Raw genomic sequence first — 14301 nt, 5'->3', positions numbered from 1 at the left:
TCACTGCCGATGATGGGATGGGGGCCGTGAACGACCTCATTGCGCACCCCCTCGCCTACGCCAGGCACCTGGCCGGTAAGTCCCAGGCGCAGCTGATCCGGGGCATGCACGACGCCGCGCGCCGCGAAGGTCTGCGCTGCGGCGCGGACAAGGCGGCGGTCAGCCGTTGGGAGCACTACGTCAAGTCGCCCGACCGCGACAGTCAACTCCTCATCGCCCGCGTGCTCGGCGTCCCGGCCGGTCACCTCAGCCTTTACCCCTGGCCCGACTGGCTACCGGGCATGGAGGAACCGCTCCCGCTCGGCCCCGCATACACGCTCCGAGCACTACACGATGCCCAGAAGGCCACCATGGACCGTCGCTCCTTCATGTCGCTCAGCACTGCCTCGATGGCCGGCCTCGCATCCCAGTGGGCCACGATCGAACCCGGACACCTTGCCTCCGCCCTCGACCGTCGCAAACGCGTTGACGCGGAGCTGTTGGACTGGTTGGAGGGCACCAGCAATCAGCTCAACGCGCTGCCCACCGAAAGGCGGCAGCACGCCATCCGGCTCATGGACGCCCAACTCGCCACAGTCACCGATCTCCTCACCAGCGCCTCCTACACCGCGCCCCTCGGCCGGCGCCTTCACCTCCTCGCCGCTTCCCTGGCCACCACCTGCGGCTGGTACCGATTCGACCAGGGGCGTCACTACGCGGCCGGGAAGATGTGGACCGGCGCCCTCCACGCGGCGACCGCTGCCGGGGACAAGGAATTCGGCGCGGGTGTCCTGTCGGACTTCGGCTACCAGAGCCTGTGGACCGGGCGGCCCAAGGCCGCCGTCGACCACCTCGGCCTGGCCCTGTCCGGCACTCAACACCCCACCGCCCGCGCGCTTCTGCACCTGCGCCGCTCCCGCGCCTACGCTGCCCTCGGTGACCGTGACGCGACCCTGGCCGGCCTCACGGACGCCGAACACGCCCTCGACGAGGCCGAAGGCACCACCGCCCCCGCGTGGTGCGCCTGGATGAGCCGAGCGGACCTGGAGGTCGACTCCGGCCAGGCCCTCCTGGACCTCGGTGACACCCGAAGGGCGCAAACGCGCATCGCCGCCGGTATCGCCCTGCTGCCGCCCACCCGCGACAAGACCCGAGGGGTATTCCTCGCTTCACAGGCCAAGGCCGCATTGAACGCCGACGATGTCGAGTACGCCGCCCACCTCGCGGGGCAGTCGCTCGACATCGCCTCCCGCATCGGAGCCGAACGCTGCGTCACTCAAGTGCGCGGGCTGGCACGCCACTTCACCAAGCACAGGAACGTGGAAGGCGTCTCCGACCTCCTGCACCGCCTTCAGGTGGCGTGAGTTCGGACGGCGGGAAGCGAGCCGGCTCCACGCCGCCGGATGCGGGGCGCAGCCGACCTTGCGGCCGGGCGTGGCCGGCGCGGCGATGGCGACGTGCGGGTCCCTCGGTCGGGTCTCGCCGCCGGTGCCCGGGGCGAAGGCATGGCCGGCCCTGAGGGCGCCTCCCAAAGCGCCGGGGAGATACAACGCCGTCCGGCGGTTGAGCACATCGCTCCTGCTAGGTAGACTGACCTACCTAATACGGAAGGGTGCGTGGTGAGCGATACCGGCAAGGCGGCGGAGCGGCCCGCGAGGCGGCGGGGGAGTGCGCGTGAGCGGCTGCTCCTCGCCGCGTCGCGCCGCTTCTACGCGGAGGGCGTGTCGGCGACGGGGATCGACACGATCACCGCCGAGGCCGGCGTCGCGAAGATGAGCCTGTACAACAACTTCTCCTCGAAGGCGGACCTCGTGCGGGCCTACCTCGATGCGCGCCATGAGGAGTGGATGGGCCTGTACCGGCGGCGGCTGGAAGAGGCCCAGGACGGGCGCGGCGGAGTGCTTGCCGTCTTTGACGCATACGTCGATCACGCGGCGTCCGCCTATGAGCACGGCTTCCGGGGCTGTGGTCTGCTGAACGCGGCCGCCGAGCTGCCCGCCGGGGACGAGGGCCGGGCCGTGGTGCGCCGGCACAAGGAGGAAGTCGAGTCGCTGCTCTCCGGGCACCTTGAGGAACTGCTGCCCGGGCGGCCCGAGGAGGCGCGCGCGGCGGGGGAGCAGCTGGCGTTCCTGTTGGAAGGCGCGATGGCGCGCGCCGGACTGGAAGGCGCGCCCACGCGTCTGGAGCATGCGCGGACGATGGCGGCCGACCTGGTGGACAGGCTGTGATGCGGCCCGCCGGAAGCGCGGACGGATCGGTGCGCGTGGGGTCGCTGTGCGTGCTCCTGGCGTCGGTGCTGTGGGGCACCACAGGCACCGCCGCCACCTTCGCCCCCTCGGTGGGTCCCCTCGCGATCGGGGCCGTCGCCATGGGCCTGGGCGGGCTGCTTCAGGCGCTGATGGCCGCGGCTCGTATCGCACGGGAAGCGTCCGGGCTGCGTGCGCAGCGCGGTGTGGTGCTGCTCGGAGCGGTGGCGGTGGGGCTCTATCCTCTGGCGTTCTACAGCTCCATGCACCTGGCCGGCGTCGCCGCCGGGACGGTGGTCTCGATCGGCTCGGCGCCGCTCGCCTCGGCCCTGATCGAGCGCGTCGTGGACGGACGCCGCCTCACGCGCCGATGGATGCTCGGAGCCGCTCTCGGGCTGTCGGGGACGGTACTGCTATGTGTGGCCGAGGCGGCCGAGGCGCAGTCCGGTTCTGGCGCCGGGTCCGTGCGGATGACCGTGCTGGGCGTGGGGCTTGGACTGGTGGCCGGGCTCACGTACGCCCTCTATTCCTGGGCGGCACACCGGCTGATCAGCCGTGGTGTCTCCTCCGGCGCGGCGATGGGGAGTGTCTTCGGGCTGGGCGGTGTGCTGCTTGTGCCTGTGCTGCTGGCCACCGGTGCCCCGCTCCTGGCCTCCTGGCCGAACGCGGCCGTCGGCGCCTACATGGCCCTGGTGCCCATGTTCATCGGCTACGTCCTGTTCGGCTGGGGTCTGGCGCACGTCCCCGCGAGCACGGCGACCACCCTCTCCCTGCTGGAACCCGCCGTCGCAGCCGTGTTGGCCGTGCTGGTTGTAGGGGAACGTCTACCCCCGCTGGGTTGGGGCGGCATCGCTCTCGTAGTCGGCTGCCTCGCCGTACTCACCACACCCTGGCCAAGGGCTCCGCAGCCTCAAGCAATCCCCCCGCGGCTCCAGGCCGGAGCCGAGGGACAAGGCACCGCCCAGTCCCTGGGGGGTGCGAACGTGGCCCCCGAGCCGTCCGTCCCTACCGAACCCGAGCAGGTCTCCGCGAACTGATCCGAATCGTCTTCGGGAAGCCTCGTGGTTCAGTCGCTCGACTGCCCCCGTGACCGGGACAACGACTTGTGGCGGCATCCTGCGGGCCCGACGGCTCCCTTGGTGCCGGCCACCCTGATCAAGCCATCGTCTTGTCCTGCTGACGGCGCACCATCTCGGTGATCCACGTCGGTGCGAACGGAGAGGTGCAGCCCGGGGGAGTCGGGTAGTCCTTGAGCACCTCCAGGCGCGCCCCGATGTCGATTGCGCGGGCGCGATGCTCGGCGTGCTCGATCCCGATCTGCGCCAGGCAGTGGTTCATCGCCCACTGCAGGCGATCCGGGGCGTCCTTCATCTCCGTCTCGATGACGTCGAGCAGCCCCGCGAGGTCGAGGCCCTCGGGCTTCTTCGCCACGCGTTCGGTGGTCAGCGCCCAGCCCGCACTGGCGATCACCGGATCGGCATCCTCGGACCAGGCCAGGCGCAGCTCTTCGGCGTGGGGGTTCTTCTTCGCCACGTAGTTCACGAGCCAGTCGTGCACCTTGGGCGTGCGCGCCGCGCGCAACATGGTGTCCAACTCGTCCCGCTCGAACGCCTTCGGGCGGCAGATCAGGATCGCCAGCAGCTTGGCCGCGGTGTCATCCGTCTCCCAGAGTTGCCGCGCGAGTTCCTGCTGCGTCTTCAGCCGCTTCGCGAGCGCGCGCAGCTTGCCGAGGTTCACGCCGTGATCGTCGCCGTGCTTCTCGTTCACCGCGCGTGCCTTCGGGTCTTCGAGCGCGGCCAGCTCGGCCATCACCTCGGCCACCATCGTCTCGGCCACCTCAGCCTCCTCTCCGTCACGATCGAGGTCAGCCTACGAGGGAGGCCGGCCTCCTGTCGTACACCGGGGGCCCGAGGTGCGGGGGTCAGGTGAGGGCGAGGAGGCTGACGGCGATGGCGGCGGTGCCCAGGCCGACGAGCTGGCCGCGGTGGATGCGTTCGGCGAGGACGGTGCGGGCGAGCAGGACGGTGCCGGCCGGATAGAGGGCGGTGATCACCGCGACGACGGCGAGGTCGCCGTTGCGGGAGGCGAGCAGGAACAGCAGGTTCGCCACCGAGTCCAGCACACCGGCGGTGGCCGACATCGCGTAGGCGGGCCGCTCCGAGCCCAGCTTGCGGTACATGAGTCCGGCCGCGGCCAGGGTGACGGCGGAGGAGACCGCGCGGCCGACGATCAGCGGGCCCACGCCACTGTCGGACGGCGCCTGATGCAGGAAGACCAGCTGGAGGGCGATGGCGGCGCCTGCCCCGAAGGCCAGCAGCAGAGCGGTGCGCGAGGGGCGGGTCGCGCCGGTGCCCTGTCCGGCGCTGACGAGTACGACCGCCACCAGCGCGAGCGGCAGGCCGACCAGCCCGGCCAGGCCCAGGTGCTCACCCTGCACCAGGCCCACACCGACCGGCAGCACGGCGGAGACCAGCGCGGTCACCGGGGAAAGCACATTCATCGGGCCCATGGCCAGCGTCTTGTACAGCATGGCGAAGGCGGCGGCCGACGAGACACCGGAGGCAGCGCCCCAGGCGACGGTCTGGGCGCTGAAGGAGGCGCCGAGGAACGGCCACAGCAGCAGCTCGACCGCCAGGGAGGCCGGGGCGGCGATCATCACGGTGCGCAGGACGTGGGCCTTGCGGGAGCCGAGGCCGCCGAGGAAGTCGGCGCATCCGTAGGCGAGGGAGCTGCCCAGGGCCAACAGCAGAGCGATCACGGTACCTACATCCCTTACTCTTTCAATGGAACGACCAAACCGTACAACCAACCGACTGAGGGGCGTCCATCGACGATCCGGCGGTGCGTTGGACGGATTTACTCCACGAGGAGGGTTGACGGATGGCCGAGACCGAGGCAGCTCTGCGGATGCTCGCGCACAACGTCAGGGCCGCCCGCACCCGCGCCGGTCTGTCCCTGGACGAACTCGGCCGACGTGCCGGCGTCAGCAAGGGCTCCCTGGTCGCGCTGGAGAGGGCGACGGGCAACCCGAACTTCGCCACCTTGGTCCGGCTGGCCGACACCCTCGGCCTCTCGGTCTCCGCTCTGATGGAGGGGCGCCCCGAGGAGCGCGTCCGCGTGGTGTCCGCCGACGCCATCACGCCCCTGTGGACGGGGCCGCACGGCAGCGAGGCGCGGCTCATGCTGACGACATCGGGCCCGGCCGCCACCGAGGTCTGGCGCTGGAAGCTGGAACCCGGTGAGGAATACCCCAGCCACCCCCACCAGGCCGGCGTCATCGAAACCGTCAGCGTCACCGTCGGGGAGATGACCCTGATCGTCGACGGCACCGAGCACTCCGTCGAGGCCGGACAGACCGCGACCTTCGATGGCGACGCCGCCCACACCTACCGCGGTACCGGAACCGGGACATGCCACCTGATCATGACCGTCCACCTGCCGCCCGGCCCGTCGACCTGACCCGCGGGTCACCGTTCTGCGGCCGCTCGGTCGGCGTGATCGGACGAGCCGACGTGGGCCATCTTCTTGAGCTGGTGGCCGGGGGCGAGTTTGGGCGAACGCTGAATCGCGACCGCGGCCGCGTCATCGTTCAGCTGCCCGCCGACGTGGGCTATGAGGTCGGCGCGGATGTGGTGCAGCAGTGCTTCAGGGCCGCTGTCGGTCCATTGGGCGACGCGCTCGGCGAGCGGGTAGAAGGCGCCGTCGGGGGAGCGGGCCTCGATGATCCCGTCGGTGTAGAGCAGCAGCGTGTCATCGTCCCCGAAAGGGAACGGGTCGAGGGCGAGGCCGGTCCTCGGCAGGTCGTACATGCCCAGCGGGGGCTCAGCCTGGCGCGGGTGCAGGCCGGTCACGCGATGCTTGTGCAGCAGCAGGGGCGGAGGGTGCCCGCAATTGATCATCTGCGCCACCGGATCTTCGTCGTGGATGTCGAGCACCAGCGCGGTGACGAATTGCTCGTACAACGCGTCCGCCTCGGAGTGCGGGGCGTGCTCGGTCAGATGCCGGCGGATGCTCTCCTCAAGGGTGACGACCAGTTCCGCGAGCGTGTCGGACCGGTGGGCGGCCTCCCGGAAGGAACCCATGATCACGGAGGCGTCACTGATGGCGGTCATGCCCTTGCCGCGGACGTCCCCGATGAGGAGCCGTGCGCCGTTCCCGGTCCGGGCCGCCGCGTACAGGTCCCCGCCGATCATCGCTTCGTCATCGGCGGCCCGATATGCCGAGGCGATCCGCAGCGGACCCATTCGATGGGGAAGTGGAGGGATGACCACGCGTTGCGTGGCCTCGGACACCGACCGCACGCGGTCCAGCTGACGATTGCGGCGCTCGCGCTGGCGGCTGAAGACCACGATGACGAGCGAGAGCACCGTGAGCGCCGCGATCTGCACCTGGTGGTTGGTCGAGAACAGTTCGTCCTGGTCACGCAGGACCGCGATGATCGCCTGCGCCGCCACGGCGAGCACGCCGACCAGTCCCGTCAGCCAGGGGCCGGCGAACCAGGGAGTGATGGCGGGGGCGACGATCAGCAGGGGCCCCAGATGAATGTCACCCGGGGCCAGCACGTCGACGACGGTGATCGCAGCGATCAGCCCGAGCGGTATCGCCAACAGTGCCTGACCCGAATGCCATGGCTGCCACAGATCCGCAAGGCGCCGTCGGAAGCCCATATCCCCACTCTGCACCGAGTGCCGTCAGGTCGCAGGACCTGCCCGTGCCCTTCGCGTGCAGACGCGTTTGGTGAGGCGGGGAAGTCGGCGAACACGTCTTCTGCGCCTCTGGGGCAACGCGTGCTGCCTGGTGCCGCCTTCGGCTCGGTGCCCGCAACCCTCGGTCGCCGACGTGTGGTGTGGGCCGACGCCCGGACGCCTCCTGGGTCGCGCAAGCTTGCCTGCCCCCGGATCGGGAGCAGGCAAGCTTCAAGCGGAATGCCGCGAATGCTGTGGTCGGTCAGCCTTCGGCCAGGAGTCCTTCGCGGAGTGTGGCGCAGGCGCGGGTGAGGAGGCGGGAGACGTGCATCTGGGAGATGCCCATTTCCTTGCCGATCTCGGTCTGTGTCAGCTCCGCGCCGAAGCGGAGTTCGATGAGGGTGCGTTCACGCTCGTCGAGCTGGGCCAGGTGCGGCTTGAGGGCCTGGAGGTCTTCGGCCAGGGCGAGCGCGGGGTCCTCGTTGCCGATCAGGTCGGCGACGAGACCGGTCTGCTGCTTGCCGCCGCCGGTGGCTTCGATGGGCCGGTCGATGGAGTCGGCGTCGTAGCCGTTGCAGGCGACCAGCCCCTCGACGATCTCGTCCTCCCCCAGCTCCAGGTGGGCGGCGAGGTCGGCAACGGACGGCTCGGCGATGCCCCGCCCCTCCAGCACTTCGCGGGCCCGCGCGAGGTCGACGCGCAGCTCCTGCAGCCGGCGCGGGACGTGCACGGACCAGGTCGTGTCGCGGAAGAACCGCTTGATCTCACCGGTGATGTAGGGGATCGAGAAGGTGGTGAACTCGTTCTCCAACGATACGTCGAAGCGGTCGATGGCCTTGATCAGACCGATCGTGCCGACCTGCACGACGTCTTCCATCTCCTGCCCGCGGCTGCGGAAGCGGCGCGCGACATAGCGCACCAGCGACAGGTTCATCTCGATGAGGGTGTTGCGCGCGTACTGGTACTCCGGCGTGCCCTCCTCCAGAACCGACAACCGGTCGAAGAACAGCTTCGACAGGCGGCGTGCGTCCAGCGGGGCCACGCGTTGCGCATCCTCCACCAGAGGCAAGGAAGGCTGAGCGGACTCAGGAGCGGTGCCCGTATCCGAGCGGGGCACCGTTATGTGGTCCTGCGTCGCTGCCGTCGCCATGGCTGCTCCTCTCTCGTTCCCCGTCATGCCGTCACACGGCCGCATACCCAAGGGCCACCCTCGAAACCTCTTCCACGGGAAACAATTTCCGTGAGGCAACTATGGAGGCCCGAGTGGCGGCCCGAGCTGCCCCTTTTCTTCCAGCGGAGTTCGCCCCAGCCGCGGTATGCGTCCTGGAGGGTCAGGGGCGCTCGAAGAACTGGAGGCCGCCTCCGGCGGAGAAGCACAGTGCTCCCGCGAGCGTTCCCCAGTTGGCGACGCCGACGTTCACCATGCTGCCGGTCGTGGGACGCGTGAAGGCGGCCAGTGCCGAAACCAGGAAGAGGACGGATCCGAGCTGGTTGATCGCGACGATCCACCATCCCAGGTCCCGGGGGCGAAGGCGTGGCCGGCCGTGGCAGACCTCGACCAGCGCGAGGTGCCCCGAGATCAGGAACAGGATGCATCCGACCATGTCAGGGGCCCAGATCAGCCTGTTCACCTGCTGGGTCGAGAGCCCCTGCAACAGGGAATCCAGCAGGTTGATGCCGAATACCAGCGTTCCGACGAACAGCAGGCAGGTGCTGAGCCAGTCGATCCGCGCGGGCTCGTAGCTCCACCATCGCCACCTCCCTGTCGTCAGCGCACCGGTCCCGCTGTCCCGGTGGGGGGTGTTGATCGCCTGGAGCAGTGAGGCGTAGCCGCCGGCGTTGAAGAACAGGCCGCCGGCGAAGTAGACCCAGGCGCTCGACGTGTCGCCCGGGCCGAACTGGGCCGCCCCGGCCCCGAGCGCGAAAAGGGCGCCGCCGACTGTGAACGCACCCGCTGTAATGGCATTCAGGCTGCGCAGACGGCTGACCGACACGCTGTCTGCTCTTCGGGAAAGGGGTGCCGGCCCGCCCGGGGCCCGCACGGTCAGCAGGCCGCGCTTGCGTGCCGGGCGTGACTCCCAGACCGCAGTGCCTCCATCCAGAAGGCGCCAGGTCAGCCGGGTGGTGAACGGGCCCGCGCCCTCCGCGTGTTCCTCGGTTTGGCTCACCTGGCGACCTTAGCCTTCTGGTAGGGAATTTCCGTTTTGCGGTTGCGGGTCGGGTAAGTCGGCGGGTGCGCGGATGAGCGGGAGGCGCGACGGGGAGCTTTCTGCGTGAGCAGAAGTGATGGGCAGCCTGCCCGCGGCATGACGATGACGCGGCTCCGGCTGTTTGCCTTCCCCGGAGCCGAGTCCGTCAGGGACCATCAGGCATGCGCCCGGACGACTGGCACCTCACCGAAGACGTCGACGACTTTCTCGCCCGAGCCGGGGACTTTTTGCGCGCGCGACCGGCCCCGCACATCATGCCCCTGACAGTGGCCGAGCGACTGCGAACACGAGGGGCCGCCGCATACGGAGCCCGAGCCCCCGTCTTCGGCCGACTGGAGCGAGCGGGCGAGGTCCACGCCACCTTCCACCGCCTCCCGTCCCGCGGCCTGGGCCTCACCCCCCTCACCCCCGAGCAGGCGGACGCGCTAGCCGTCCATCTGGCCGCCCTCGGGCACCGCCTTCCCTACGTCAGCGCGGATCACGGCACTGCCACGGCTTTCGCCGAGGCATGGCAGCGGCACACAGGAGCAACGCCGACACCCGGCGTCCGGCTCTGCCTGTACCGCCTGGGCACCCTCACTCCACCGGATCCGTTCCCGGCGGGCCGAGGACGCCTCGTGGGCGAGCAGGATCGTGAGCAACTCATGCAGTGGTGCCGTGAGTTCGCCGCGGACGTCGGGGAAGCCGTCTCCATGGACGACGCCGACTCCTGGGCCGGCACACGCTTCGCCGACAAGCGCTATACGTTCTGGGAGATCGCGGATGGAACGCCCGTCTCCATGGCGGGCGTGAACCCGATGGTTGCCGGCATGGTCCAGGTAGACCCCGTCCACACCCCGGCTCATCTGCGTGGTCGCGGTTACGCGGGCGCCGTGAGTGTCGAGGTGAGCCGGGCGGCGCTGGCCGCGGGCGCCAAGGAGGTCGTGCTGTTCGCGGACGCGGCCAACGCCACCAGTAACGCTCTCTATCGACGCATCGGGTACACCCTGGTCACCGACTGGGCCGTGTACGACTTCGCGTATGCCGAACCGGAAGTCGGTTAGGTACGCGACAGGCAAAGCCGGCAGCACGGCCCTACGCGGGGGCGGGAAACTCCACCCTCAGCTTCCCGTGGCTGTCTTCCAGGCCGCTACGTAGGAGTCCAGGTTCTTCTCGATGTCGGTCCAGTCGGGCTGGAAGATCTCGACGCCCTTCATGAGGGCGGCGAGTTCGGTGGCGTGGGGGTCGGTGGCCTTGACGTCCTTGCGGGCGGGGAAGCCGCCGCCGACCGAGGAGACCTGCTTCTGTACCTCCGTCGAGAGGAGGTGGTCGAGGAACTTCTCGGCGTTGGCGCGGTGCGGGGCGTTCTTGACCAGGCCCGCGGCGTACGGCAGGGCGAAGGTGGAGGGCTTGCTGCCGGGGCGGGCGGCGGGGAAGAAGATGCCCTGGTCGGGCATCGACTTCATGTTGGCGTAGTTCATCTGGACATCGCCATTGGCGACCAGCAGCTCGCCCTTGTCGGTCTTGGGGGCGAGCTGGCCGGTGGAGGAGGACGGGCCGACGTTGTTGGCCTGGAGCTTCTTGAGGAAGTTCATGGCGGGGCCCTGGCCGCCGAAATCGTGCAGGGCCTTGATGATGACGGCGGTGCCGTCGCCGGCGACCCCTGGGGTGGAGTACTGGAGCTTGTTCTTGAACTTGGGGTCCAGCAGGTCCTGCCAGGTTGCGGGGGCCTTGCCCAGTTCCTTCTTGTTGTGGATGAAGCAGAAGTAGTTGTTCACGACCGACGTCCACTTGCCGCCCGGGTCCTTGTCCGCGGCGGCGACCCGGTCGGAGCCCTGGGGGCGGTAGGTGTCCAGCAGGCCCTTGCCGTCGGCCTGCTGGATGAACGGCGGGAGGGTGACGATCACGTCCGCCTGGGTGTTGGCCCGCTCGCGGGCCAGGCGCTGGACGGCCGCGCCGGACCCGGACTCGACGTAGTTGACCTTGATACCGGTCTTCTTCTCGAAGTCCCGGAAGACCTTGTCGTAGAAGCCGTCGCCCTGTTCGCTCTTGAGGCCGTCGGCGCTGTAGACGGTGATCTCCTTGGCGTTCGGGTCGGCGCCGGTGCCTCCGCAGGCGGTGAGCGGGACGGCGAGGGCGAGGGCGCCGCAGCCGGTGGCGAGCGGCTTGCGGAAGAGACGGGGGCTGGGCATGGCGGGTAACTCCTCAGAAATGCACGGGCGTTGGGGGAGGGGGCGGTGGCGCTGTGCTGGACACCCGCTAGCGGTAGGCGGCCTTGGTGCGGATGCGGGAGACGCCAAGGAGGACGGCGAGCGTGGTGGTCATCAGGACCACCGCCAGGGCGGCGCCCGCGAAGAGGGAGCCGCGGTCGGTGGCGGCGAAGATCTGGACCGGCAGCGGCATCCAGTCCGGGGGGTAGAGCATCATCGTGGCGCTCAGCTCGCCCATGGACAGGGCGAAGCACAGGCCCGCGGCAGCGGTGAGGGACGGCAGCAGCAGGGGGAGCTTGACCCGCCACAGGACGTAGGAGGGGCGGGCGCCGAGGCCGGCCGCGCTCTGCTCGTACGCCGGGTCGAGGCGGGCGAGCGCGGCCGACACGGACTGGTGGGCGAAGGCGGTGACCAGGACGGTGTGCGCGATGAGCACGATCCGGGGAGTGCCGTTGAGCAGGAACGGGGGCTGGGAGAAGGCCACCAGCAGGGCGAGGCCCACGACCACCGAGGGGACGGCGACGGGCAACAGGAAGAGGCCGTCGACGATCCGGCGGGCGCGGCGGCTGAGCTTTTCGGCCGCCAGCGCAGCCCACGTGCCGACGGCGAGTGCGGCGACGCCGGCCACCAGCGCGGTCAGGACGCTGGTGAGCAGGGCGTCCAGGGCATCGCCCTGCGCGATGTCCTGATAGTGGGTCAGCGTCGGGCCGGAGGGCAGCGCGCCGCTCCAGCTGCTCGCGAAGGACGCGGCGACGACCACCAGCAGGGGCAGCGCGAAGACCGGGACGAAGAGCAGGAAGAACAGGACGTGGACGGCCCGGCGGGCGGGCTTGCTATGCACCAGCACGGTGGGGTGCACCTCCTGGACGCGGGCCGGCGCCGCCGCCGGTACGGGACATCACGGTCCGGTAGAGGGCGTAGAGCGTGACGGACAGCGCGATGTTGACGACGGCGACGACGCAGGCTCCGGTGTAGTCGCCGTCGAGAATTGCCTTGGTGTAGACGAGCATCGGGAGGGTGACGACGTCCTTGGCGCCGGTGAAGAGCACGATGCCGAACTCGTTGAGGCACAGCACCAGGACCAGTGCGCCGCCCGCCGCGAGGGAGGGCAGCGCCTCCGGAAGGATCACCGTCCGGACGATCCGCAAGGGCCGGGCACCGAGCGAGGCGGCGGCCTCCAGCTGCCCGCTCTCCACTTGGGAGAAGGCGGCGAGCAACGGCCGCATCACGAACGGGGTGAAGTAGGTGACCTCGGCCAGCAGGACACCCCAGGGGGTGTGGAGGAAATCGAGCGGCCCGTGGGCGGCGCCGGACACGTCCGTCCAGAGGCCGTTGGCCATGCCCACGGTGCCGTAGAGGAACAGCAGCGCGAGCGTGATCAGGAAGGAGGGGAAGGCGAGGAAGATGTCGATGAAGCGGCTGAGGGCCTTGCCGCCGGGGAACGGCACGAAGGCGATCACCAGGGACAGCACCAGCCCGAGGGCCAGTGCTCCGAGGGTGGCGCCGACGGCGATCAGCACGGTGTTCGTCAGGGCGTCGCGGAAGGACGCCTCGGCGAAGATCTCGGTGTACGGGGCGGCGGAGTGGCCCCCGTCGTCAGGCGTGAAGGACTGCTGGACCACCAGGGCCAGGGGGTAGAGGAAGACCAGGCCGAGCGCTGCGACGGGCGGGAGCGCCCAGAGGCCGGCCCTGGACCGGGGGCCTCGCGGTGTCCGCAGGGTCGTAGCGGGCCCTGTGTACGGGCCCGTGCCGTCCACCGGTCCTGTGGCCGCCGGTGCGGTCGCCTCGGCCTTCGGCGGCACCGTGTCCGTCCTAGGCATCGCGGACACCGCCCTCGCTTCCGGCCGGGGCCGTGGCGGGTCCCGGGGCATCGGTGAGCCCCGCCGGGACGAGCACCGCGTCCTCGGGCGCGAAGTGCAGCGTGACCGCGTCGCCCAGTGCCGGTGTCTCACGCAGTTCCCGCAGGTCGGCCATGATCCGGTGGCCGTCGACCGCCACGTACAGGCGATGCGTGGAGCCGCGCCACTGGACCTCGGTGATCGTGCCGTGCAGCGTGTTGGCGCCCTCCTGCGGGCTCGCACCGAGGCCGACGAGGTGCGGGCGTAGGCAGAGGGTCGCGGTGGCCCCCTCGGCGATGCCGAGGCCGGTCGGCGCGCTCAGTCGCCGGCCGGCGAAGTCGACGCTCCCGTCGCCGCGCACGGTCACCGGCAGCAGGTTGGCGGTGCCGACGAAGGAGGCGGTGAACTCGGTGCGCGGCCGCCGGTAGAGCTGTTGCGGGGTGCCGCAGTCGCGCAGCCGGGCCTTGTCCAGCACCGCGATCCGGTCGGCCAGGGTGAGTGCCTCGACCTGGTCGTGGGTCACGTAGAGGATGGACACGTCGGGCAACTCGCGGTGCAGCCGGGCGAGTTCGGTGAGCATGCCGGAGCGCAGCTGGGCGTCGAGCGCGGAGAGCGGTTCGTCCAGCAGGAGCACGCCGGGCCGGATGGCGAGCGCCCGCGCGATGGCGACCCGCTGCTGCTGTCCGCCGGACAGCTCCCGCGGGTGCCGACCGGCGAAGGCGGCCATGCCCGTCATCTCCAGCGCCTCGGCGACCCGGCCGGGGATCTCGGCGCGTGGCGTCTTCTGCGCCTTGAGGCCGAAGGCGACGTTCTCGGCGACCTTCATGTGCGGGAACAGCGCGTACTGCTGGACGACCATGCCGATGCCGCGCTTGTAGGGCGGCAGTGCGGTCACGTCCCGGCCACCGATCAGCACCCGTCCGGAGACGGGCCGGACGAACCCGGCGACCGCCCGCAGCGCGGTCGTCTTGCCGGAGCCGGACGGGCCGAGCAAGGCCATCACTTCGCCGGGTTCGACGGTCAGATCGAAGGAGTCGAGCACGGTGTGCTCACCGTGCTTGCCGTAGGCCACGGACACCTGGTCGAAGCGGATGCCGGATGCGGGGGAGCCTGCGGACGAGGTGAGGGCCTGGGCGGGTGCGGGAGCGGTCATC

Annotated in this window: 14 protein-coding genes; 5 read left to right on the top strand and 9 right to left on the bottom strand. The window is 70.2% G+C overall.

Annotated elements, in window-relative coordinates; genetic code table 11:
• Positions 1-26 precede the first annotated feature (26 nt).
• From QOM21_RS02180 to QOM21_RS02170, 3 genes are all read left to right on the top strand, one after another.
• Positions 27-1343: an XRE family transcriptional regulator gene (locus tag QOM21_RS02180; RefSeq protein WP_407547786.1), complete on the top strand. Its 1317-nt coding sequence runs from the start codon at positions 27-29 to the stop codon at positions 1341-1343.
• Positions 1344-1598: 255 nt separating this feature from the next.
• Positions 1599-2207: a TetR/AcrR family transcriptional regulator gene (locus QOM21_RS02175; RefSeq protein ID WP_407547785.1), complete on the top strand. Its 609-nt coding sequence runs from the start codon at positions 1599-1601 to the stop codon at positions 2205-2207.
• The gene (locus QOM21_RS02170; RefSeq protein WP_407547784.1) at positions 2207-3262 is read left to right on the top strand and encodes a DMT family transporter; all 1056 of its coding nucleotides are present in this window, start codon (positions 2207-2209) and stop codon (positions 3260-3262) included. The genes QOM21_RS02175 and QOM21_RS02170 overlap by 1 nt, the downstream gene beginning before the upstream one ends.
• Before the next feature lie 118 nt (positions 3263-3380).
• On the opposite strand, the gene QOM21_RS02165 is transcribed toward QOM21_RS02170, so the two are convergent.
• Together QOM21_RS02165 and QOM21_RS02160 are read right to left on the bottom strand one after the other, a co-directional pair.
• Entirely contained in the window at positions 3381-4049 is a 669-nt protein-coding gene (locus QOM21_RS02165; RefSeq protein ID WP_407555560.1) for a DNA alkylation repair protein, read from the bottom strand.
• A gap of 97 nt (positions 4050-4146) precedes the next feature.
• The gene (locus tag QOM21_RS02160) at positions 4147-4983 is read right to left on the bottom strand and encodes an EamA family transporter (RefSeq protein WP_407547783.1); all 837 of its coding nucleotides are present in this window, start codon (positions 4981-4983) and stop codon (positions 4147-4149) included.
• A gap of 122 nt (positions 4984-5105) precedes the next feature.
• On the opposite strand from QOM21_RS02160, the gene QOM21_RS02155 reads away from it, so the two are divergent.
• Positions 5106-5684, top strand: coding sequence for a helix-turn-helix domain-containing protein (locus QOM21_RS02155; protein WP_407547782.1), 579 nt, complete (start codon positions 5106-5108; stop codon positions 5682-5684).
• An 8-nt stretch (positions 5685-5692) separates the two neighbouring features.
• Here QOM21_RS02155 and QOM21_RS02150 read toward each other — a convergent pair whose 3' ends face one another.
• The 3 genes from QOM21_RS02150 to QOM21_RS02140 all read right to left on the bottom strand — a co-directional run bounded on the left by QOM21_RS02150 (position 5693) and on the right by QOM21_RS02140 (position 9078).
• Complete coding sequence (locus QOM21_RS02150) at positions 5693-6892, bottom strand: PP2C family protein-serine/threonine phosphatase (protein ID WP_407547781.1); 1200 nt, start codon at positions 6890-6892, stop codon at positions 5693-5695.
• A 280-nt stretch (positions 6893-7172) separates the two neighbouring features.
• Complete coding sequence (locus QOM21_RS02145) at positions 7173-8087, bottom strand: SigB/SigF/SigG family RNA polymerase sigma factor (protein WP_407547780.1); 915 nt, start codon at positions 8085-8087, stop codon at positions 7173-7175.
• A 154-nt stretch (positions 8088-8241) separates the two neighbouring features.
• Positions 8242-9078, bottom strand: coding sequence for a hypothetical protein (locus QOM21_RS02140; RefSeq protein WP_407547779.1), 837 nt, complete (start codon positions 9076-9078; stop codon positions 8242-8244).
• 203 nt (positions 9079-9281) lie between these two features.
• Here QOM21_RS02140 and QOM21_RS02135 point away from each other — a divergent pair, with 203 nt between their 5' ends.
• Complete coding sequence (locus QOM21_RS02135) at positions 9282-10163, top strand: GNAT family N-acetyltransferase (RefSeq protein ID WP_407547778.1); 882 nt, start codon at positions 9282-9284, stop codon at positions 10161-10163.
• A gap of 57 nt (positions 10164-10220) precedes the next feature.
• On the opposite strand, the gene QOM21_RS02130 is transcribed toward QOM21_RS02135, so the two are convergent.
• The 4 genes from QOM21_RS02130 to QOM21_RS02115 form a co-directional block, all read right to left on the bottom strand.
• A complete protein-coding gene (locus QOM21_RS02130) occupies positions 10221-11291 on the bottom strand; it encodes a 2-aminoethylphosphonate ABC transporter substrate-binding protein (protein ID WP_407547777.1) in 1071 nt (356 codons plus the stop codon).
• Positions 11292-11358: 67 nt separating this feature from the next.
• Positions 11359-12156 carry an ABC transporter permease gene (locus QOM21_RS02125; protein ID WP_407547776.1) on the bottom strand — a complete coding sequence of 266 codons (798 nt, stop codon included), beginning with the start codon at positions 12154-12156 and terminating at the stop codon, positions 11359-11361.
• A complete protein-coding gene (locus QOM21_RS02120) occupies positions 12143-13129 on the bottom strand; it encodes a 2-aminoethylphosphonate ABC transporter permease subunit (RefSeq protein WP_407547775.1) in 987 nt (328 codons plus the stop codon). Before QOM21_RS02120 ends, QOM21_RS02125 begins: the two co-directional genes overlap by 14 nt.
• Complete coding sequence (locus tag QOM21_RS02115; RefSeq protein WP_407547774.1) at positions 13122-14300, bottom strand: ABC transporter ATP-binding protein; 1179 nt, start codon at positions 14298-14300, stop codon at positions 13122-13124. Before QOM21_RS02115 ends, QOM21_RS02120 begins: the two co-directional genes overlap by 8 nt.
• Between the last annotated feature and the right edge of the window lies 1 nt (position 14301).

It is taken from the genome of Streptomyces sp. Pv4-95 (genome assembly GCF_045782725.1).
Lineage (GTDB): Bacteria > Actinomycetota > Actinomycetes > Streptomycetales > Streptomycetaceae > Streptomyces.
Note: the sequence above shows the minus strand (reverse complement) of the source record. Positions and strands in the feature narration are given on the sequence as shown.